17 protein-coding genes are annotated in these 21,651 nt (G+C 67.2%); 14 read left to right on the forward strand and 3 right to left on the reverse strand.

All coding sequences use genetic code 11. The features are described from left to right. Window positions 1–73 precede the first annotated feature (73 nt). Entirely contained in the window at window positions 74–1,408 is a 1,335-nt protein-coding gene (locus tag U5817_RS05270; RefSeq protein ID WP_169125008.1) for a DUF3422 family protein, read from the forward strand. Between the two features lie 127 nt (window positions 1,409–1,535). Here the strand turns inward: U5817_RS05270 and U5817_RS05275 are convergent, their stop codons facing one another. Next, window positions 1,536–2,618, reverse strand: a complete 1,083-nt coding sequence (locus tag U5817_RS05275; RefSeq protein ID WP_407279935.1) for an AraC family transcriptional regulator — start codon at window positions 2,616–2,618, stop codon at window positions 1,536–1,538. 164 nt (window positions 2,619–2,782) lie between these two features. On the opposite strand from U5817_RS05275, the gene U5817_RS05280 reads away from it, so the two are divergent. From U5817_RS05280 to U5817_RS05305, 6 genes are all read left to right on the forward strand, one after another. Continuing rightward, window positions 2,783–3,955, forward strand: a complete 1,173-nt coding sequence (locus U5817_RS05280) for an isovaleryl-CoA dehydrogenase (protein WP_407279936.1) — start codon at window positions 2,783–2,785, stop codon at window positions 3,953–3,955. Next, window positions 3,955–5,562 (forward strand): carboxyl transferase domain-containing protein, encoded by a 1,608-nt coding sequence (locus U5817_RS05285; protein WP_407279937.1) that lies wholly within the window; start codon window positions 3,955–3,957, stop codon window positions 5,560–5,562. Before U5817_RS05280 ends, U5817_RS05285 begins: the two co-directional genes overlap by 1 nt. A 13-nt stretch (window positions 5,563–5,575) precedes the next feature. After that, window positions 5,576–7,582, forward strand: coding sequence for an acetyl/propionyl/methylcrotonyl-CoA carboxylase subunit alpha (locus U5817_RS05290; RefSeq protein ID WP_407279938.1), 2,007 nt, complete (start codon window positions 5,576–5,578; stop codon window positions 7,580–7,582). Between the two features lie 192 nt (window positions 7,583–7,774). Continuing rightward, window positions 7,775–9,463 carry an AMP-binding protein gene (locus tag U5817_RS05295; RefSeq protein ID WP_407279939.1) on the forward strand — a complete coding sequence of 563 codons (1,689 nt, stop codon included), beginning with the start codon at window positions 7,775–7,777 and terminating at the stop codon, window positions 9,461–9,463. Window positions 9,464–9,478: 15 nt separating this feature from the next. Then, window positions 9,479–10,153 (forward strand): glutathione S-transferase family protein, encoded by a 675-nt coding sequence (locus U5817_RS05300; protein ID WP_407279940.1) that lies wholly within the window; start codon window positions 9,479–9,481, stop codon window positions 10,151–10,153. A 19-nt stretch (window positions 10,154–10,172) separates the two neighbouring features. Next, window positions 10,173–12,173 (forward strand): acetoacetate--CoA ligase, encoded by a 2,001-nt coding sequence (locus U5817_RS05305; RefSeq protein WP_407279941.1) that lies wholly within the window; start codon window positions 10,173–10,175, stop codon window positions 12,171–12,173. Window positions 12,174–12,399: 226 nt separating this feature from the next. Here the strand turns inward: U5817_RS05305 and guaD are convergent, their stop codons facing one another. Next, entirely contained in the window at window positions 12,400–13,692 is a 1,293-nt protein-coding gene (guaD, locus tag U5817_RS05310; RefSeq protein ID WP_407279942.1) for a guanine deaminase, read from the reverse strand. A gap of 10 nt (window positions 13,693–13,702) precedes the next feature. After that, complete coding sequence (locus U5817_RS05315) at window positions 13,703–14,254, reverse strand: NUDIX hydrolase (protein WP_169125017.1); 552 nt, start codon at window positions 14,252–14,254, stop codon at window positions 13,703–13,705. Window positions 14,255–14,444: 190 nt separating this feature from the next. Here U5817_RS05315 and U5817_RS05320 point away from each other — a divergent pair, with 190 nt between their 5' ends. The 7 genes from U5817_RS05320 (at window position 14,445) to U5817_RS05350 (ending at window position 21,471) form a co-directional block, all read left to right on the forward strand. Continuing rightward, a complete protein-coding gene (locus U5817_RS05320) occupies window positions 14,445–16,481 on the forward strand; it encodes a diguanylate cyclase (protein WP_407279943.1) in 2,037 nt (678 codons plus the stop codon). A gap of 176 nt (window positions 16,482–16,657) precedes the next feature. Continuing rightward, entirely contained in the window at window positions 16,658–16,972 is a 315-nt protein-coding gene (gene flhD, locus U5817_RS05325; protein WP_076603648.1) for a flagellar transcriptional regulator FlhD, read from the forward strand. 112 nt (window positions 16,973–17,084) lie between these two features. Beyond that, window positions 17,085–17,687 carry a flagellar transcriptional regulator FlhC gene (gene flhC, locus U5817_RS05330; protein WP_169125019.1) on the forward strand — a complete coding sequence of 201 codons (603 nt, stop codon included), beginning with the start codon at window positions 17,085–17,087 and terminating at the stop codon, window positions 17,685–17,687. Window positions 17,688–17,842: 155 nt separating this feature from the next. Further along, window positions 17,843–18,697, forward strand: coding sequence for a flagellar motor stator protein MotA (gene motA / locus U5817_RS05335; RefSeq protein ID WP_169125020.1), 855 nt, complete (start codon window positions 17,843–17,845; stop codon window positions 18,695–18,697). Between the two features lie 67 nt (window positions 18,698–18,764). Beyond that, window positions 18,765–19,805 (forward strand): flagellar motor protein MotB, encoded by a 1,041-nt coding sequence (gene motB / locus U5817_RS05340; RefSeq protein WP_407279944.1) that lies wholly within the window; start codon window positions 18,765–18,767, stop codon window positions 19,803–19,805. Window positions 19,806–19,961: 156 nt separating this feature from the next. Then, window positions 19,962–20,855 carry a CheR family methyltransferase gene (locus U5817_RS05345; RefSeq protein ID WP_407279946.1) on the forward strand — a complete coding sequence of 298 codons (894 nt, stop codon included), beginning with the start codon at window positions 19,962–19,964 and terminating at the stop codon, window positions 20,853–20,855. Continuing rightward, window positions 20,839–21,471 carry a chemotaxis protein CheB gene (locus U5817_RS05350; protein ID WP_211166881.1) on the forward strand — a complete coding sequence of 211 codons (633 nt, stop codon included), beginning with the start codon at window positions 20,839–20,841 and terminating at the stop codon, window positions 21,469–21,471. Before U5817_RS05345 ends, U5817_RS05350 begins: the two co-directional genes overlap by 17 nt. The last annotated feature ends 180 nt before the right edge of the window (window positions 21,472–21,651 follow it).

Consider the following 21,651-nt stretch of genomic DNA (forward strand, 5'->3'; position numbering starts at 1 on the left):
GGCGCGCGGAGTTCATCGGTCCCTTGGGCTCTGCGCGGGACCACGCCCAGCGCGCCCGCCGCGGCATTCCGCGATGAATCTTCCCCGCAGTCTGAATCACCCGCAGCGCCTCGCGCTCGCGAGCGAGATCCACTCCCGGCCCTTCATGGTCATCGCCGCGCCGGCGCGCGTGTCGCACCTCGCGATCCATTGCGAGGACGGCAACGGGGGCGGCGAGGGCGGCCTGAGTGGCGATTGGCACGAACGCACGCTGCAGGCCCTGTGCGCACGCTTCGGCGTCTCCGGACCGAAGGCCGGCGCGCAGCATTTCTTTCACGACTTCGGCCACTTCCGCATCAAGTGGGAGCGGCACACCGAATTCGCCACCTACACTTTCGTCGAGCCCGGGCGCGGCGGCGCGGACTTCGCACAGACTGCGATGCGCCACGTGCCGATGGACTGGCTCGAATCGCTCGGCGCCTCGGTCGTCGTCGCCTCACACATCCACGCCGAGCAGGGCGAGCCGCTGGACCTCGCCGACGAACGGCTGCACGCGCTGTTCCCGATGCCGCCGCGGGTCGGCAGCCGCGTGCTCTCGGGCGGCGAGATTTGGACTGACTTCCAGGTCGGCCCCGACGGCTTCTCGCGCTATCTGGTGCGCGACACTGGCCTGCGCGAGGCACAGATGGGCCGGCTCGTGCAGCGCATCTGCGAGATCGAGACCTACCTGATGATGGCGCTGCTCGCGCTGCCGCTCGCGCGCGAGGGCATCTTGCGCCTCGATCGCATCGAGGAGGATCTGAGCGATGTCGGCACCCGGCTGTGCGAACTCGAGATCGACGGCGACGCCGAGCAGCTGCTGCGCGAGATCTCGCGCCTGGACGCGCGCATGCGCGCGATGTCGCATGCCACCGGTTACCGCTTCAGCGCTGCCCAGGCCTACTACCGCATCGTGCAGGCGCGCATCGGCGAATTGCGCGAACAGCGGATCGAGGGTGTGCCGACGATAGGCGAGTTCATGGAGCGGCGTCTTGCGCCGGCAATGGACACCTGCGTTTCGGTGGCCGAGCGCCAGGACGCGCTCGCGCACAAGGTGAGTCGCGCCAACGACATGCTGCGCACGCGCGTCAATCTTGCGCAGGAGCGGCAGAACCAAAGCGTCCTGGAGAGCCTGAGCCGCAGCGCGCGCCTGCAGCTGAAGCTGCAGCAGGCGGTGGAAGGCTTGTCGGTGGTCGCAATTTCCTATTACGGCATCGGGCTCGCGGCCTATGCGCTGAAGGCGCTGAAGGGCTGGGGCGTGGAGGTGCCGGTGGATCAGGCGATCGGTCTGGCGCTACCGCTGGTGTGCGCGGCGACGTGGTTCGGCACGCGGCGGCTGCATGGGAAGTTGCACCGACTCGGTGAGCAGCGGGCCGCTGCGGTGAGATAGCATCGACGCCGGGGAGGGATGTCGGTCTATATCGCAGGGCGGGAGGAGCGCAGCGCATCCCGCCATTCGAAGCGCAGAGAGCCACCCGACCACCGCATCGCGGGATACGCCTTTGGCTCCTCCCGCTCTAGCTTCGTGCTTCGTCATGCGTTCGGGGGGAACCCGGCGCCATTGCGACGGACCGCTCCCGAAACGCACTGGGCGGCTCCCCGGTCCACTGCCGGAAGGCCCGGGCAAAACTCTTCTCGTTGCGGAACCCGACAGACAACGCGATCTGCTTCACGGTGCGGTTGGTCCGTCGCAGCAGCTCGATCGCCCGCTCGCGCCGTGCCTCGTCCTTCAACTGCTGAAGGGACGCGCCTTCCTCGTCGAGCTGGCGGTGCAGCGTGCGCGGCGACAGGTGCAGGCGTTCGGCCAGCGTTTCGGCGGTCGCCCCTTCGTCGAGCCGATCGCGCAGCAGGTGGCGTACTCGCTGCACCAGCAGCCGGTCGCGGCGGTATTGCAGCACGGTGAGCGGCAGCGCACGGCGTAGCATCTGCTGCAGCGCCGCCTCGTCGCGCCGCAGCGGCAGGCGCAGGTATTGCGCGTCGAAGCGGATCTCGGCCTGGTCTGCATCGAACTGCACCGGCCCCTGGAAGAGTAGCGGATAGACACTCTGGTGCGGCGGCGCGGGGAAGGGAAAGCGCGCCGCGAGCAGCGGGATGCGCGAGTCGATCGCCCAGCACGCGTAGCCCAGCACGTAGCGCAGCAGCGTCACGAGGCAGAACTCGTGCATCTCGCCGAGGTAGCGGCGCACCTCGATGCGCAGCGTCGCGACCGCGCCGCGCTCTTCCAGGTGCAGCAGGATGTCGTCGGTGAGCAGGCGGTGGTGGCGGCACCAGCGCTTCAATGCGACGCCGAGGTCGGGCGAGGTGATCGATGCGCGGCACAGCATGCCGTAGCTGCCCCACGGCAGTCGGCGCGAAAACCAGCCCAGCGCCTCGTCGTCGAGCTCCTGCATCGCCACCGCCGACATGATCTCCATCTGGCCGGCGGTGACGCGTGCATCCATGTCGTCCAGCGTCGCTGGCGGGATCTGTGCCTCGCGCAGCGCGTTGGCAGGATTGATTCCATAACGACGATACGCTGCGACGATCGTTCGGATGAAGGCGATAGGCGTGGCAGCCGGGCCGCGCGTGGGATCGCCGACCGAGGGGATCACGGTGCTCATCGTCAAATCATAAAACCATTGGCAGGATTTGCAACCACCTTGGCGCCCGAAGCGTCGCACGCGGGCCTACTCTTATGCGGCCACGACGTATTGCCGATGCGCGTCTAAGCTTCATCGGTACATGTCCCGAATACCAACGCGATCCACGAAGCGAGGAGACCCACATGAACATTCCCAGCCTGAACTTCAATCACGGCGAAACCATCGACGCGCTGCGCGACGCAGTGCGCCAGTTCGCCGAGGCCGAAATTGCACCGCGTGCAGCCGAGATCGACCGCGAGAACGAATTCCCCGCCGACCTGTGGAAGAAGTTCGGCGACATGGGCCTGCTGGGGATGACCGTCGAGGAGGAATACGGCGGCACCGGCATGGGCTACCTCGCGCACATCATCGCTATGGAAGAGATCTCGCGCGCGTCCGCCTCGGTGGGCCTCTCCTACGGCGCGCACTCGAACCTGTGCGTGAACCAGATTCGCCGCAACGGCAACGCCGCGCAGAAGGACAAGTACCTGCCCAAGTTGATCTCGGGCGAGCACGTCGGCGCGCTGGCGATGAGCGAGCCGAATGCGGGTTCGGACGTCGTGTCGATGAAGCTGCGCGCCGACAAGAAGGGCGACCGCTATGTGCTCAACGGCTCGAAGATGTGGATCACCAACGGCGGCGACGCCGACACGCTGGTCGTCTACGCGAAGACCGACACCAACGCCGGCCCGAAAGGCATCACCGCCTTCATCATCGAGAAGGGCATGAAGGGCTTTTCGCACGGCACCCACCTCGACAAGCTCGGCATGCGCGGCTCGAACACCTTCCCGCTGTTCTTCGACGACGTCGAGGTGCCGGAAGAGAACGTGCTGGGCCAGGTCGGCGGCGGCGTGAAGGTGCTGATGAGCGGCCTCGACTACGAGCGCACCGTGTTGTGCGGCGGCCCGCTGGGCATCATGGCGGCGTGCATGGACGTCGTCGTGCCCTACCTGCACGAGCGCAAGCAGTTCGGCCAGTCGATCGGCGAATTCCAGCTGATGCAGGGCAAGGTCGCCGACATGTACTCGGTCTGGAGCGCGACGCGCGCCTACGTGTATGCCGTCGGCCAGGCCTGCGACCGCGCAGACCACGCCCGCACGCTGCGCAAGGACGCCGCCGGCGCGATCCTGTACTCGGCCGAGAAGGCGACCTGGATGGCGGGCGAGTCGATCCAGACCCTGGGCGGCGTCGGCTACACCAATGAATACGCGACCGGCCGCCTGTGGCGCGACGCGAAACTCTATGAGATCGGCGCCGGCACGAGCGAGATCCGCCGCATGCTGATCGGTCGCGAACTCTTCGCGGAGACGATGTGATGAGCGTCATCAAATCCTCTATCAACACGCGCAGCCCGGACTTCGCGGGCAACGCCGAGGCGATGCGCAAGCTCGTCAGCGACCTGCGCGACAAGGCAGCGGAAGTCGCCCTCGGCGGCGGCGAGTCGGCGCGGCAGAAGCACACGGCGCGCGGCAAGCTGCTGCCGCGTGACCGCGTCAATCATCTGCTTGACCCGGGTACGCCCTTCCTCGAAGTGGGCCAGATGGCCGCGTACGGCATGTATGACGGCGACGCGCCGTCGGCCGGCGTGATCGCCGGCATCGGCCGCGTGAAGGGCGTCGAGTGCATGATCGTCGCCAACGACGCGACGGTGAAGGGCGGCAGCTACTTCCCGATGACGGTGAAGAAGCACCTGCGCGCGCAGGAAATCGCGCAGATGAACAACCTCACCTGCGTCTACCTCGTCGATTCGGGCGGTGCGAACCTGCCGACGCAGGACGAGGTCTTCCCCGATCGCGATCACTTCGGCCGCATCTTCTTCAACCAGGCCAACATGAGCGCGCAGGGCATCCCGCAGATCGCGGTCGTGATGGGCTCCTGCACCGCTGGCGGTGCGTACGTGCCGGCGATGAGCGACGAGGCGGTGATCGTCAAGAACCAGGGCACGATCTTCCTCGGCGGCCCCCCGCTGGTGAAAGCCGCGACCGGCGAAGTCGTCAGCGCCGAGGACCTCGGCGGCGGCGACGTGCACACGCGCATCTCCGGCGTCGCCGACCACCTCGCCGAGAACGACGCGCACGCGCTCTACATCGCGCGCCGCATCGTATCGAACCTCAATCGCCAGAAGCCGGTGTCGCTGAAGGTCGGCGCCGGCGAGGAGCCGCTGTACGACCCCGAGGAGATCTACGGCATCATCCCCGCCGACCCGCGCAAACCCTACGACGTGCGCGAAGTCATCGCCCGCATCGTCGACGGCTCGCGTTTCGACGAGTTCAAGCCGCGCTACGGCACGACGCTCGTCACCGGCTTCGCCCAGCTCTACGGCTACCCGGTCGGCATCGTCGCGAACAACGGCATCCTGTTCGGCGAATCGGCGCAGAAGGGCGCGCACTTCGTCGAGCTGTGCGCGCAGCGCGGCATCCCGCTGCTGTTCCTGCAGAACATCACCGGCTTCATGGTCGGGCGCAAGTATGAGAACGGCGGCATCGCCAAGGACGGCGCGAAGATGGTGACGGCCGTCGCCACCGCCCAGGTGCCCAAGCTGACGATGATCATGGGCGGCTCCTTCGGCGCCGGCAACTACGGCATGTGTGGCCGCGCCTACTCGCCCCGTTTCCTGTGGATGTGGCCCAACGCGCGCGTCTCCGTGATGGGCGGCGAGCAGGCCGCGAGCGTGCTGTCGACCGTGCGCCGCGACGGTATCGAAGCCAAGGGCGGCACGTGGAGCAAGGAAGACGAGGAGGCGTTCAAGGCGCCGATCCGCGAACAATACGAAGTGCAGGGCCACCCCTACTACGCCACGGCGCGTCTGTGGGACGACGGCGTGATCGACCCGGCGCAGAGCCGCCGCGTGCTCGGGCTGTCGCTGTCCGCGACGCTCAACGCGCCGATTCCGCAGACGAAGTTCGGCCTGTTCCGGATGTAAGGGGGAGACAAGAATGTTCGAAAAGATCCTGATCGCCAATAGAGGCGAGATCGCGTGTCGGGTGATCAAGACCGCGCGCCGCATGGGCATCAAGACCGTCGCCGTCTACTCCGAGGCCGACGCCAGCGCCCGCCACGTGCGCCTCGCCGACGAAGCCGTGCTGATCGGCCCGGCGGCCGTCAAGGAAAGCTACCTCGTCATCGAGCGCATCATCGCCGCCGCCAAGCAGACCGGGGCGCAGGCGATCCACCCCGGCTACGGCTTCCTGTCCGAGAACGAGGACTTCTGCGACGCCTGCGAGCGCGAAGGCATCGTCTTCATCGGACCTCCGGTGTCGGCAATCCGTGCGATGGGCTCGAAGTCCGAGGCGAAGAAGCTGATGGAAGCGGCCCGCGTGCCGCTCACCCCCGGCTACCACGGCGACAACCAGGAGCCGGATTACCTCCACCAGCAGGCCGATCAGATTGGCTACCCCGTGCTGATCAAGGCCGCGGCCGGCGGCGGCGGCAAGGGCATGCGCCTGGTCGAGAAGTCCGACGACTTCATCGCGTCGCTCGCCTCCTGCAAGCGCGAAGCGGCGTCGTCCTTCGGCGACGAGCACGTGCTGGTCGAGAAATACATCACCCGCCCGCGCCACATCGAGATCCAGGTCTTCGGCGACACGCACGGCAACTGCGTGTACCTCTTCGAACGCGATTGCTCGGTGCAGCGCCGCCACCAGAAGGTGCTGGAAGAAGCGCCCGCGCCCGGCATGACGCCCGAGCGCCGCGCTGCGATGGGCAAGGCCGCGGTCGAGGCCGCGAAGGCCGTCGGCTATGTCGGCGCCGGCACCGTCGAGTTCATCGCGAACCAGGACGGTTCCTTCTACTTCATGGAGATGAACACGCGCCTGCAGGTCGAGCATCCGGTCACCGAGATGATCACCGGGCTGGATCTCGTCGAGTGGCAACTGCGCGTCGCTTCGGGCGAACCGCTGCCGCTCGCGCAGGAACAGCTCCAGATCCGCGGCCACGCGCTCGAAGCGCGCATCTACGCCGAAGATCCCGCGAAGGGCTTCCTGCCCTCGACCGGGAAGCTGCTGCACCTCGCGCCGCCGGCCGAAGGCCTGCATGTGCGCGTCGACACTGGCGTCGAGGAGGGCGATGAGATCAGCCCCTTCTACGACCCGATGATCGCGAAGCTGATCGTGTGGGACGAGAACCGCGACCAGGCGCTCGCCCGCATGCTGCAGGCGCTGGCGGACTACCGCGTGGTGGGTGTGGCGAACAACATCGAGTTCCTGTCGCGCCTGACGAACTGCCCGGCCTTCTCGAACGCCGATCTCGATACCGGCCTCATCGAGCGCGAAAAAGCCTACCTCTTCCCCGAAGGCGAGCAGCCTCCCGCCGAGGTTTACCTCGTCGCGGCCCTCGGCGAACTGCTGCGCGAAGCCGCGCGCGCCGAGGATGAGGCGGAGCGTGGCACCGACCCCGGTTCGCCGTGGCATGCGCGCGACGGCTGGCGCCTCAATGCGACCGCGAAGCGCGAACTGATCTTCCGCTTCGGTGAATCGCAAAAGGCGGTTACGGTCGCGTACCGCGGACGCGATCTCTACACCCTGACCGTCGACGGGCATAGCACCGAGGCGCGCGGCAAGCTCGATGATCGCGGCGGCCTGCGCGTCGAGTTCGACGGCCGGCGCATGGGCGCGACCGTGATCGTAGCCGGCGAGAAGCGCCACGTCTTCCTCGACGGCCGCACCTGGCAGCTCGCCAACGTCGACCCGCTGCACCACGCGGGCGAAGGCGGCGGCGCCGAGGGCGGGCTCCTCGCGCCGATGCCGGGCAAGGTCATCGCGCTGCTTGCCGAGGCCGGCACTACGGTCGAGAAGGGTGCGCCGCTGCTGATCCTCGAAGCGATGAAGATGGAGCACACCATCACCGCGCCGGCGTCGGGCCTGCTCAAGGCCTTCCGGTTCGCGGTCGGCGACCAGGTGGGCGACGGCGCTGAACTCGTCGAGTTCGAGCCGGCGAAGAAGTGAGGAGCGGCGGGATGCGCGTCCCGCCTTCCCGCCCGTGCGCGTCATCGTAGGGCGGGAGGAGCCGAAGGCGTATCCCGCCAATCCAGTCGTTGCGCCATCGCGATCGCCGCGTGGCGGGATGCGCTTCGCTCCTCCCGCCCTACAGATCGCCTCAAAAAAACATCCGAAACCGGGGACATTGGAGAGAGACACATGACCCAGTTGAGCTACGTCCACGGCGCGTCCGAAAAGCGCCTCATCGGCCAGACCATCGGCCGCTTCTTCGACGAGGCCTGCGCCCGCCACGCCGCGCGTGAAGCCCTCGTCGTGCGTCACCAGAACGTGCGCCTGACCTACGCCGCGCTCAAGCAGCGCGTCGATGCGCTGGCGTGCAGCCTGATGCGCCTCGGCCTGAAACGCGGCGAGCGCGTCGGCATCTGGTCGCAGAACAACACCGAATGGGCGCTGACCCAGTTCGCGACCGCCAAGGCCGGCCTCGTGCTGGTGAACATCAACCCCGCCTACCGCCGCGCCGAGCTCGAATACGCGCTGAACAAGGTCGGCTGCCGCGCGCTGGTCCTGTCGCCGGCCTTCAAGACCAGCAATTACCTTGAAATGCTCGGCGATCTCGCACCCGAACTCGCGCACTCCGAGGCCGGCCAACTGAAATCCGCCAAGCTCCCGTCGCTCGAAATCGTCATCCGCATGGGCGCCGACAGGACCCACGGCATGCTCAATTTCGACGACCTGTTGCATGCCCCCACGGTGGATGAACTCGACGCGCTCGACGCCCTCGGCGACGAGCTCCAGTTCGACGACCCGATCAACATCCAGTTCACCTCCGGCACCACCGGCCAGCCGAAAGGCGCGACGCTGTCGCACCACAACATCCTCAACAACGGCTTCTTCGTCGGCGAAGCGATCCGCCTCGTCGAAGGCGACCGCCTGTGCATCCCGGTGCCGCTCTATCACTGCTTCGGCATGGTGATGGGCAACCTCGGCTGCCTCACGCACGGCGCGACGATGATCTACCCGGCCGAAGCCTTCGAACCGCTCGCCGTGCTCGAAACCCTCGCCGAAGAACGCTGCACCGCGAACTACGGCGTGCCGACGATGTTCATCGCGATGCTCGACCATCCGCGCTTCGCCGAATTCGACCTATCGCGCCTGCGCACCGGCATCATGGCCGGCAGCCCGTGCCCGATCGAAGTGATGAAGCGCGTCATCGACAAGATGAACATGCGCGAAGTCACCATCGCCTACGGCATGACCGAGACCTCGCCGGTGAGCTTCCAGAGCGGCACCGACGACCCGCTCGACCGCCGCGTCTCCACCGTCGGGCGCGTCCAGCCGCATCTCGAAGTGAAGATCGTCGACAACGAAGGCCGCATCGTCCCGCGCGGCACGCCGGGCGAACTGTGCACGCGCGGCTACTCCGTGATGCTTGGCTACTGGCAAGACGAAGCGAAGACGCGCGAAGCGATCGACGCCGGCGGCTGGATGCACACCGGCGACCTCGCGACGATCGACGACGAAGGCTTCTGCAATATCGTCGGCCGTATCAAGGACATGGTCATCCGCGGCGGCGAGAACCTCTACCCGCGCGAGATCGAGGAATTCCTCTACCGCCACCCGAAGATCCTCGACGTGCAGGTCGTCGGTGTGCCCGACCAGAAATACGGCGAGGAACTGTGCGCGTGGGTCATCGTGCGCGAAGGCCAGACGCTCACCGAAGCCGAGGTGCGCGACTTCTGCCAGGGCCAGATCGCCCACTACAAGGTGCCGCGCTACATCCGCTTCGTCGACAGCTTCCCGATGACCGTCACCGGCAAGATCCAGAAATTCCAGATCCGCGAGCAGATGAAGCGTGAACTGGGGCTGGCCGAAGCGAAGACCGCCTGAGCGCGGGGAGGGGACATGATCACCCTGTACCACTGCGTCAACGCGCGCTCGTTCCGGCCGCTGTGGATGCTTGAGGAGCTCGGTCTGCCCTACGCGCTGAAAGTGCTGCCGTTCCCGCCGCGCCTCGACGCGCCGCAGTACCTGGAGATCAATCCCCTCGGCACGATCCCCGCGTTCCACGACGGCGCGACGCGCATGACCGAGTCCGCGGCGATCTGCCACTACCTTGCCGCCCGGCACTCGCCCCGCACGCTCAATGTCGAGACCGATGAGCCCGATTTCGGCGCCTACCTCAACTTCCTGCACTTCGGCGAGGCGACGCTGACCTTCCCGCAGACGCTGGTCCTGCGCTATTCGCGCTTCGAGCCGGCCGAGCGGCGCCAGCCCCAGGTCGCCGAGGACTACGCGCGCTGGTTCCTGTCGCGCCTGCGTACCCTCGAAGCGCTGCTGGAAAAGCAGGACTTCATCTGCGCCGGGCGTTTCACGGCCGCCGACGTGTCGGTCGGCTACGCGCTGATGCTGGCCGACGACATCGGAGTCAAGGAACGCTTCAAGCCGGCGGTGCTCGCCTACTGGCAGCGCCTGCAGCAACGTGAAGGTTATCAACGGGCGCTTGCGGCGCAACAGCGCGCCGCGGTGGAGCAGGGCGTGCCGCCGCACTCGGTCGCCTTTGCGACCGGCCCGTTCTGAACGAGGAGACACACAAGAAATGACGAACAAGGAATTCGACGCTCGCCCCCTGTGGACCCCGCGGCCCGAACAGATCGCCGCGACCGGCATGGCCGCCTTCACCCAACGCATCCGCAGCGCCTCGGGCCTGCAGCTTGCCGACTACGACGCCTTGCACGACTGGTCGGTGCGTCATTCGACCGATTTCTGGCGTGAAATCTGGGATTTCGGCGGCGTGATCGGCGAGCGCGGCGCGCGTGAGCTGATCGACGGCTCGCGCATGCCGGGGGCGCAATGGTTTCCGGATGCACGTTTGAACTTCGCCGAGAACCTGCTGCGCGATAGCAGCAACGAAAAGGCGCTGGTGTTCTGGGGCGAAGACAAGGTCAAGCGCACGATGACCCGTGCGGAGCTCCGCGCCGAAGTCGCGCGCTTCGCCGACGCACTGCGCGAAGCCGGCGTGCGCCCGCATGACCGCGTCGCGGCCTACATGCCGAATCTGCCCGAAACGCTGGTCGCGATGCTCGCGACGGCGAGCCTCGGCGCCACCTTCACGTCCGCTTCGCCCGACTTCGGGGTGCAGGGCGTGCTCGACCGCTTCGGCCAGACCGAGCCCAAGGTGCTGATCGCCTGCGACGGCTACTGGTACAACGGCAAGCCCATCGACGTCCTCGGCAAGCTCGGCGACATCGTGCGCCAGCTGCCGTCCGCGCATCGGGTGGTGGTCGTGCCCTACCTCGCAGGTGAGGTGATGCCTGAGCTCTCGTCCGTACCGGGAGCTGTGACCTACGCCGACTTCCTCGCACCGCACTCGACGGCAACCGAACCGCAATACGAGCGCCTGCCGTTCAACCACCCGCTCTACGTGATGTACTCGTCCGGCACCACCGGTGTGCCCAAGTGCATCGTGCACGGCGCGGGCGGCACGCTGCTGCAGCACCTCAAGGAACACAAGCTGCACGCCGATGTGCGCGAAGGCGACCGCCTGTTCTACTTCACCACCTGCGGCTGGATGATGTGGAACTGGCTCGTGTCCGGCCTCGCCGCCGGTGCGACGCTGATGCTCTACGACGGCAATCCCTTCGTGGCAGTTAACGGAACCGAGGGCGCGGTCCTGTGGGACTACGCCGAGCAGGAGCGCATCACCCACTTCGGCACCTCCGCGAAGTACATCGAGACCCTCGGCAAGAGCGCGCTGCGCCCGGCCGAATCGTACGACCTCTCTGCGCTGCGCGTCGTGCTGTCCACCGGCAGCCCGCTCGCGCCGCAGGGCTTCGACTTCGTCTACGATTCGATCAAGCGCGACGTGCAGCTCGCGTCGATCTCCGGCGGCACCGACATCGTCTCCTGCTTCGTCCTCGGCAGCCCGACCCTGCCGGTGTGGCGCGGCGAGATCCAGTGTCGCGGCCTCGGCATGGCGGTCGAGGTATGGGACGACGAAGGCCGTCCGGTGGCCGGCGAGAAGGGCGAGCTCGTGTGCACCAAACCGTTCCCGTCGATGCCGATCGGCTTCTGGAACGACCCGGACGGCGCGAAGTACCGCGCGGCCTACTTCGAGCGCTTCGACAACGTGTGGTGCCACGGCGACTTCTGCGAGGTCACCGCGCACGGGGGGCTCGTCATCCACGGCCGCTCGGACGCGACGCTCAACCCTGGTGGCGTGCGTATTGGCACTGCCGAGATCTACCGCCAGGTCGAGAAGCTGCCCGAGATCCTCGAATCCATCGTGATCGGCCAGGACTGGCCGCCGCAGGACCCGACCGACGTGCGCGTCGTGCTCTTCGTGCGCCTGCGCGAAGGCCTCGTGCTCGATGACCCACTCGTCGCGCGGATCAAGCAGGCAATCCGCGACAACGCCACGCCGCGCCACGTGCCCGCGAAGATCGTCCAGGTCAACGACGTGCCGCGCACCAAGAGCGGCAAGCTGGTCGAGCTCGCGGTACGCAACGTCGTGCATCACCGCGCGGTGAAGAACATCGAGGCGCTGGCGAACCCGGAAGCGCTCGCCCAGTTCGACAACCGCCCGGAGCTCGCAGGCTGACGAGTACGCCGCCCCACGGCCGCGGAGCGCGGGGGCGGATGAGTGGGATCTGGTGAGTGGGATCTGGTGAGTGGGAGCGGCTTCAGCCGCGAATCGGCGCCCATTCGCGGCTGAAGCCGCTCCCACTGCAGGCAGGGGCCGGCATGCGGAGCGCATCCGGCCGCGCGAGCCACCCATCGCCCGCGAGGGCTTCCACCATATGCCCCGTTTGCCCGGGAGCCGCGCTTCACGGCCGGCGCCAAGCCGGCTCCCCCATCACCCAGGTCTCGGCCACAGCCCGGTCGTCGCCCAGCATCATCAACACGAAGAGCCGCTCCGCGAGCGTCGTGCACGCCGCGCTGCGCCGCGCGAGCAGGGGCGTCGCCGCCGGATCCAGCACGACGAAATCCCCCTCGCATCCTGGCGCGAAACTTCCGATCCGATCGTCGAGATACAGGCTGCGCGCCCCGCCCAAGGTCGCCAGATAGAAGGCCCGTTCCGGCGACAGCGACTGCCCGTTCAGCTGCAGCACCTTGTACGCTTCGCCCAGCGTCTGCAGCATCGAGAAGCTCGTCCCGGCGCCCACGTCGGTGCCGATGCCCACCCGCAGCCCCGCGGCGTCCGCCTTGGCGAGGTCGAACAGCCCCGACCCCAGGAACAGGTTCGAGGTCGGGCAGAAACTGATCGCCGCCCCGGTCGCCGCCATGCGCGCGCGGTCCGCATCGTCCAGCCACACGCAGTGCGCGAACACGCTGCGCGGCCCGAGTTGCCCGAAGCGCTCATAGACGTCCAGATAACTGCGCGCTTCCGGATACAGCTCATGGATCCACGCGACCTCCGCGCGATTCTCCGCAAGATGCGACTGCAGATAGACGCCCGGATGCTCGGCGAACAGGCGGCCCGCGAGCCGCATCTGCTGCGGCGTCGAAGTCGCCGCGAAACGGGGCGTGACCGCATACAGCAGTCGCCCGCGCCCGTGCCAGCGCTCGATCAGCTCCTTCGATGCGACGTAGCCGCCCTCGCAGCCTTCACACAGGAATTCGGGGCAGTTGCGATCCATCAGCACCTTGCCCGAGATGATGCGCATGCGTCGCCGCAGGGCGGCCTCGAACAGCGCGTCGACGGAGGCGCGGTGCACCGTCGGGAACACCGCTGCGCTTGTCGTGCCGTTCCGCAGCAGCTCGTCGCAAAAGAATTCCGCCACGGTGGCGGCATGGGCGGGGTCGGCGAAGGCCTGCTCGACCGGCCAGGTGTAGCGTTCGAGCCATTCGAGCAGCTGCCCGCCCGGGCTGGCGATGATGTCCGTCTGGGCGAAGTGGATGTGCGTGTCGATGAATCCCGGCACGATCATCCGTCCGCGCCGGTCCTCGACGCGGGCGTCTGCGGGCAGCTTCGCGAGCAGCGCATCCGCCGGCCCGGCTTCCGCGACCAGCCCCTCGCGCACGATCAGCAAGCCGTCCGCGAAATGCCGCAGCGCCTCCGTACCCCCAACAGCCGGATCGCTGGTGAAGTGCAGGATCTCGCCGCGGACCGCTCGCATGGGCCTCTCCTCAGGGAACAGTTGCCGCCGGCGGCAGCGCGATGCTCGCGTTGTGCGTGCCGAAGCTGCCGCGGCGCCGGTCCTCGAAATAGTGGCGCAGCGTCAGCGCGATCGTGCGGAAGGCGATGTCGTCCCAGGGGATGTCCTTCTCCTCGAACAGTGCCACCTCCAGCGACTCCTCGCCCGGCCCGAAGTCGAGGTCCAGCAGGGTTGCGCGATACACGATATGCACCTGGTTGATGTGCGGCACGCTGATCAGCGTGAATAAGTCGCCGACCTCGATGCGCGCGCACGCCTCCTCGAGCGTCTCGCGCGCTGCGGCCTCTGCCGTGCTCTCGGCGTTCTCCATGAACCCCGCCGGGAGCGTCCAGAAGCCATGGCGCGGCTCGATCGCACGGCGGCACAGCAGGATGCGCTCGCCCCACTCGGGAATCGCGCCGACGACGATCTTCGGATTCTGGTAATGGATCGTCCCGCAGCTCGCACACACGTGGCGCGGCAGGGTGTCTCCGGGAGGGATGCGCAGCGTGACGCTTGCGCCGCAATCTGAGCAATATTTCATCGTGTTCGCCGACCTGTTCGTTCGGACAAATTCTAGCCCCTAACCCGCCTGCGAAGCCTCCCGGCGATGTCTCGCCGATCGTCCTTCGTGACAGCCGCCTGTCCGGCACGGTACAGTTCGCCCGACCCGAACGCCGTCCGCAGCGAGGCTGCGCCGCGGCGACAATCCAGCCTCCCGCATACCGCCACCGATGTCCCCCCCGTTGGATTCGACCCGCTTCGAACAGATCCGCGCATCCGGCGATCTCCCCTCGCCGAAGGGAACCGCGCTCGCGGTGATCCGCCTGACGCGCCAGCAGGACGTGTCCACCGCCGAACTCGCGCGGGTGATCGGTGCCGACCCGGCCTTCGTCGGCCGGCTCATCAAGGCGGCCAACGGCCTCGTCGCCTTCAACCGGCGCCCGGTCGCCTCGGTGCACGAGGCGCTCATGGTCCTCGGCCTGCCTGCCGTGCGCACCATGGTGCTCGGCTTCTCGCTGCTGTCGCATTACCGGCGCGGAGCCTGCCAGGCGTTCGACTACAACCGCTTCTGGAGCAGCTCGCTCGCCCGCGCGCTTGCCGCCCAGGTCTTTGCCGAACGCACCCGCGCCGCCCCGGCCGATGAGCTCTTCGCCGTCGGCCTGCTCGGCAGCGTCGGCGAGCTTGCGCTCGCGACGCTCTATCCCGCCGATTACGCTGCGGTGCTCGAGGCGGCAAGCAAGCCCGGCGCCGCATCGCTGCTCGAAATGGAGCAGGAACGGTTCGCGATGGACCAATGCGAGCTGACCGGCGCGATGCTCGAGGACTGGGGCCTGCCGCGGATCTTCATCGATGCCGTCGCACAGGCCCGCGATCCGGAAGGAACCCATCTGGCCGAGGGATCACGGGCGCGAAGGATCCTCCAGGTTCTCGCCGCGGCGCGGGGCGTGGCGGAAATCTGCGTTTCCGACGACAAGGCTGCGCGGACCATGCTTGCGGCCAGGCTCTTCGCCGACGCTCCGCGCCTGGGGATCGAGCGCGAGTGCATCGTCGCCGACTGCGAACGCATCAGCTCCCTGTGGGTTGAATGGGGCGGCATGCTCCAGCTGCAGCAGCCGCGCGCCCCGCGCTTCGCCGAACTGTTCGAGCAGGTCGAGGCCGGTCCGGGAAGCGCTGCGGCGGCAGGAGCGCGCGCCGCTCCGGCGGTGCGCCCGCGCAATCCGGTACAGTTGCCGGTGGCGCCCAGTCAGGCAGAGGCCGCGTCGGGCGAAGGGGGCGCGCATCCCCAACGCGCGCTGATCGTCGACGACGAGCCGCGCACCCGCGCGGGATTGCGCGCCGTGCTCGAGCAGGTGCACTACGAAGTGCATGAGGCGGGTGATGGCCGCGAGGGCATGGAGCTCGCCCTCGAGTTGCAACCCCAGATCATGATCCTCGACTGGAAGCTGCCCGAACTCGACGGCCCGGACCTCGTCCGGGCGCTGCGCCAGACACGCATCGGCCAGGCGATCTACATGATCCTGCTCACCCGCAGCGATGACGACGAACACCTGGTCGCCGCCTTCGAGGCCGGGGCCGACGACTTCATCGCCAAGCCCTTGCGTCCGCGCGTGCTCGCCGCGCGCCTCAGGGCCGGCCAGCGTGTCGTGCGCCTGCAGCAGGAAGTCGAGCGCGAGCACGAGGAAATCCGCCATTTCGCGTCGCAGCTGGCGGTCACCAACCGCCGCCTGCACGAGGCGGCCCTCACCGATGCACTGACGGGCTTCCCCAACCGCCGTTACGCCATCGACCGCATCCAGCAGGAATGGTCCGCCGCGCAGCGCTGGGGGCGCCCCTTGTCGTGCATGATCATCGATCTCGACAACTTCAAGCAGATCAACGACACCCACGGCCACGACGTCGGCGACGAAGTCCTGCGCAGCGCGGCCGACGCGCTGAGGGGCGCACTGCGGGGCCAGGACGTCGTCTGCCGCACGGGCGGCGACGAGTTCCTCGCAATCTGCCCGGAAACCGATCTGCCGCATGCCCTGAGCTGCGCCGAGCGCCTGCGCAACGCGCTCGACAAGCTGTCGCTGCAGGCCGGCGATACGCGCGTGGCGATCAGCGCCAGCATCGGCGTCGCAATGCGCGAACACTGGATGCCCGACGTCGATGCGCTGATGAAGCAGGCCGACCTCGGCGCCTATCTTGCCAAACAGAAGGGGCGCAACCGTGTCGCGACGGTCCAGAAGACCGGCGATGCGGGCGGCGTCGACGCCGCTGCCGACTGAACCCCGGATCTCCGAAGGCGCTGCGTTACTTCCGTATTTCCCTTTCAATACAATCTATTGGGCGTACTGTGGATATCACCTGTGGCTTATCTGCAACATGCCAATAGGGCTATTTTCTTGCAATTGCTCACAATTCACTTTAACTTTATGGCGCTTGTCCCTGAAAGGGAGCGGAAATGAAACGTCCTGATTTTCAGGCGGAAATCAAGGAACTGAACCTCGCGTACCTGATGCTGGCCCAGCAGATGCTGCGCAGCGACCGGGAGACCGCGATGTTCCGCCTGGGCATAGACAAGGACGTCGCCGATCTGGTGGAGGGGCTTTCGAGTGCGAAGCTGGTGAAGATGGCCAGCAGCCAGATGCTGCTGTTCCGCTTCGACGACGCGCTGCTTGCCGGGCTGCTCGCGGGCAAGGGGCGCGACGAGACGAGTTCCAGCCTGCATGCGGCGATCCTCGCCGCGGGCAAGCCGGTGAAGCGGTTGGCGGGATAGGCGCCGACACGGCGCTGCGGGAGGTGCAGGACGCAAGGGCGGCAGGGGATGCCGCCTGCCACTGCAGGATCCGCGGCGGAGCGCCCCCGGGTGGGGCGGCAAGGAGAACACGATGAAAAACAAGAGCATCATCGAAGAGGCTGAGGACATCCAGCGCGCAGCCGAAATGGTCCGCCTCGGTGCCCGCATGCAGATGCTGGAAGCCGAAACCAAGCTCAGTCGCGAGCGTCTGCTCAAGATCTACAAGGAAATCCGCGGCATGTCGCCTCCGAAGGGCATGCTGCCGTTTTCCACCGACTGGTTCATGACCTGGCAGCCCAACGTGCATGCCTCGCTGTTCATGAATTTCTTCCGCTTCTTCCAGGACAACACCGGCCTCAAGGGGCTGGACGCGATCCTGAAGGCCTATCACCTCTACCTCGACCACATCGAGGCTGAAGTGATCGAGCCGGCGCTGAGCCTCACCCGCGCCTGGACGCTGGTGCGCTTCTTCGATGCCGACCTCCTGCAGATGGCCTCGTGCACCAGCTGCGGCGGCCACTTCGTCGCCCACGCCTACGACCCGACGCACGAATTCGTGTGCGGCCTGTGCAACATGCCCTCGCGCGCCGGCAAGACCAAGCGTGCCGCCGAGGCCGCCCGGGCCACCGGCACCAAGCGCGCCACGGCCACGCGCCGCGTCGCCAAGACCAAGGCGCTCGCCACCGCCGACTGAACGGCGGCGTCCGTTCGCGCAAGGGGCCGCCGCACATGCCGGCGGCCTTTTCATTTCCGGGTTCAAGTTTGCGCGCCGAGTGACGTTAAAATCGCAATAACTTTTCCGGCGTGCGGCGGCGTCGTCGCGCGTGTCGAATCCACGGGGGCTTCCCGGTGTTCCTCATCATTGGTTATCTGCTCATCCTCGCAGCGTCGGTCGGCACGTATTCCGTCCATGGCAGCCTCATGGCGCTGTGGGTGCCGATGGAATATCTCGCCATCGTCGGCCTGATGATCGGCGGCTTCGTCGGCAGCAACGGCCCGAAGGCCTTCAGGGCGACCTTGAAGGCCCTGCCGGGCGTGTTCAAGGGCTCGCCCTACACCAAGGCCATGTATCTCGACCTGCTCGGCCTGCTGTACGAGGTGCTGGCGAAGGTGCGCAAGGAAGGCCTGATGTCGATCGAGAACGACGTCGACAATCCCGAGTCGAGCCCGATCTTCACCAAGTACCCCACCATCATGGCTCACCATCATGCGGTCGAGTTCCTCACCGACTACCTGCGCATGATGGTCGGCGGCAACCTCAACGCCTTCGAGATCGAGGGCCTGATGGACAAGGAAATCGAGACGCACCACCAGGAAACGCACATCGCCCCGCACGTCATGGCCAAGCTCGGCGACGCGTTGCCGGCCTTCGGCATCGTCGTCGCGGTGATGGGCGTCGTGAACGTCATGGGCTCGGTCGGCCAGCCGCCGGCCGTGCTGGGCAAGATGATCGGCGGCGCGCTGGTCGGCACCTTCCTCGGCATCCTGCTCTCGTACGGCTTCGTGCAGCCGATTGCGAGCCAGCTCGAGCAGCGCGTCGAGGAAAGCGGCAAGATGTTCGAATGCATCAAGCTGGTGCTGCTCGCCAGCATGAACGGCTACGCTCCCCAGGTCGCCGTCGAGTTCGGCCGCAAGGCGCTGTATTCCAGCGAGCGACCGACCTTTGCCGAGCTCGAGCAGGACATCAAGGCCCGCAAGGGGTGAGACCCGCGATGATCGCCGTCGCCCCGCTTACGTTCAACGCTGACTGCCGCCGCGGCATGGGGCGCCCATGAGCGACGATACCCAGCAGCCCATCGTCGTCCGGCGCATCAACAAGGTCGCAGCCGCGGCGCACGGCGGTGCGTGGAAGATCGCCTACGCCGACTTCGTCACGGCGATGATGGCCTTCTTCCTCCTCATGTGGCTGCTCGGCTCCACGGCCCAGGGCGACCTCGAGGGCATTGCCGACCACTTCATGAACCCGCTCAAGGTCTCGCTGCAGGGCGGCAGCGGTGCGGGCGACAGCTCCAGTGTCATCCAGGGCGGGGGCGAGGACCTCACTCGCTCGCTCGGGCAGCGCAAGCGCGGCGAAGTCGAGGGGCGGCGCTCGATCAACCTCGATGCGGCCAAGGGGCGCGAGGTGTATCGCGTCGAAGGCGACGACGAGGGCGTGGAAGCGACGCGCGAACGGGCCCGTCTCGAGGACCTGAAAGGGCGCATCGAGGCGCTCGTCGAGGCCGATCCCAAGCTGCGCCCCTTCCGCAACCAGATCCTGCTCGACATCACGTCCGAAGGCCTGCGCATCCAGATCGTCGATGCGCAGAACCGCCCGATGTTCAACACTGCGAGCGACGAACTGTTGCCTTACACGCGCGAGCTGCTGCGCGCGATCGGGCGCGCGCTCAACGATGTTTCCAACCGTCTGAGCCTTTCGGGGCATACCGATGCGGCGCGCTACGCCGGCGGCGAGCGCGGCTTCTCGAACTGGGAGCTGTCGAGCAACCGCGCCAATGCCTCGCGCCGCGAACTGGTCGCCGGGGGCCTCGAGGCGGGCAAGGTGATCCGCGTCGTGGGGCTCGCAGACATGGTGCCGCTGCTCAAGGACGACCTGCTCCATCCAATGAACCGTCGCATAAGCATCATCGTGATGAACAAGAGGACGGAGGAGGCCGTGCGCAACCAGGCCGGCGCGCTCGACATCGGTTCGTCCGCGCCGCTCGACGGCACGGAGTTGCGCGAGAATATCGAGAGCAGGAGCCAGGCGCCCGCGACGCCGCCGAGGGGGCGCAGTGCGTTGCCGCTCCCCTTGCCGCCCGTCAAGTCGCCCTGATGCGAGGGTTCATGCAATGCGCTGCCGCCCCGAAGCGGGCCTCGAGGTGATCTGAAGATGCCTGCTGGTGACTCTCCCTTCGGCCGCAAGCCGGCAACGCCCGTCATTGCGGGTCGCCCGGCGGCGGACGGTCCGGTCCGGCCGAGTGCTGCGACGATGTCCGCGTCGATGTCCGCGCCGGGGCTCGCCGCGCTGGCGGCTGCGGCCGCCGCGTCGGCTTTGTCGGCGGCCGGCGAGCGCGAATTCGAACTGACGCAGGCCGATTTCGAACGCATCCGCAAACTGATCTACGACCATGCGGGCATCGTCCTGTCCCCGGCGAAGCTGGACATGGTGTACAGCCGGCTCGCGCGCCGCTTGCGCGCATGCGGCGACCGCAGCTTTGCCCAGTACATCGGCCGCCTCGAGCGCGATCGCACCGAATGGGAGACCTTCGTCAATTCACTGACGACCAATCTCACCTCGTTCTTCCGCGAGTCGCACCATTTCGACATCCTCGCCGAGCGCATGCGGCGCATTGCCGAACGCCGCACGATTCGCATCTGGTGCAATGCGGCGTCCACCGGCGAGGAGCCGTACTCGCTCGCGATCACGGCGTGCGAGGCGTTCAATTCGCTCAATCCGCCGGTGCACATCCTCGCCAGCGACATCGATACCAGCGTCCTCGCGCATGCCGAGCGCGGCGTCTATCGCGACGACCGCGTGGCGCGCATGGCGCCTGACATGCTGCGGCGCTATTTCGAACGGGGGACAGGGGCCGGCGAGCATCGCGTGCGCCCGGAGCTGAAGCGACTGTTGAGTTTCAGGCGCATCAACCTCCTCGATCCGGTATGGCCGGTGCAGGGGCCGCTGGATGCGATCTTCTGTCGCAACGTCATGATCTACTTCGACAAGACGACCCAGTACGGCATTCTCAAGCGTTTCGTGCCCTTGCTGCGCAAGGACGGCGCGCTGTTCGCCGGCCATTCCGAGAGCTTCATGCATGCGGCGGACCTGTTCCGTTCGACCGGGCGCACCGTCTATCAGCGCACCGATGCAGACGGCAACTAGACCGCTGTCCGCGGGGCATGTGCCCTCCGGCCGCGTCATCTTCATCGGGGCGTCGACCGGCGGCACCGAGGCGATCAAGCAGGTCCTGCTCGGCGTGCCGCAGAATTCGCCGCCGATCCTTATCGTGCAGCACATGCCCGAAATGTTCACCGGCGCCTTTGCGCGACGCCTCGACGGACTCTGCGCGGTGAGGGTCAAGGAGGCCGAGCACGGTGAGTCGGTGTTGCCGGGTACGGCCTACATCGCGCCGGGGCATTCGCACCTGCTGGTGCGGCGCGGGCCGACAGGCGGTCTGCAGTGTGAGCTGTCGCGCGCCGATCCCGTGAATCGACACCGGCCTTCGGTCGATGCGCTGTTCTCGTCGGCGGCCGCGCAGGTGGGGGCGGCGGCGGTGGGGGTCCTGCTCACGGGAATGGGCAAGGACGGCGCGCGGGGCCTGCTCGAGATGCGGCGAGCGGGGGCGTGGACCATCGCCCAGGATGCCGGCACCTGCGTCGTGTACGGCATGCCGCGCGAGGCGGCGATGATCGGAGCCGCGTGCGAGGTCGTCCCGCTCGACGAAATCGCGCATCATGCACTGCGGCAGACGATGCCCGGGGGTGTGCGAGATGTCTAGGCGTGAATCGGGGTTGCGGGCGGACGCGAGCCACCGGGACGGCGACCATAGTGCGAGAATGGGCGACTGGCAGGAAAGCGGCGGAAAATCTCTGATGCCGCGCCTCAAGTATTTCAGGTCACTGACGTTATCTTGATTGTAATCACGGCGCAGGGACGCCGCTCCGATCATATTGCCGCG

This window comes from Aromatoleum evansii (assembly GCF_045689615.1).
Taxonomy (GTDB): domain Bacteria; phylum Pseudomonadota; class Gammaproteobacteria; order Burkholderiales; family Rhodocyclaceae; genus Aromatoleum; species Aromatoleum evansii.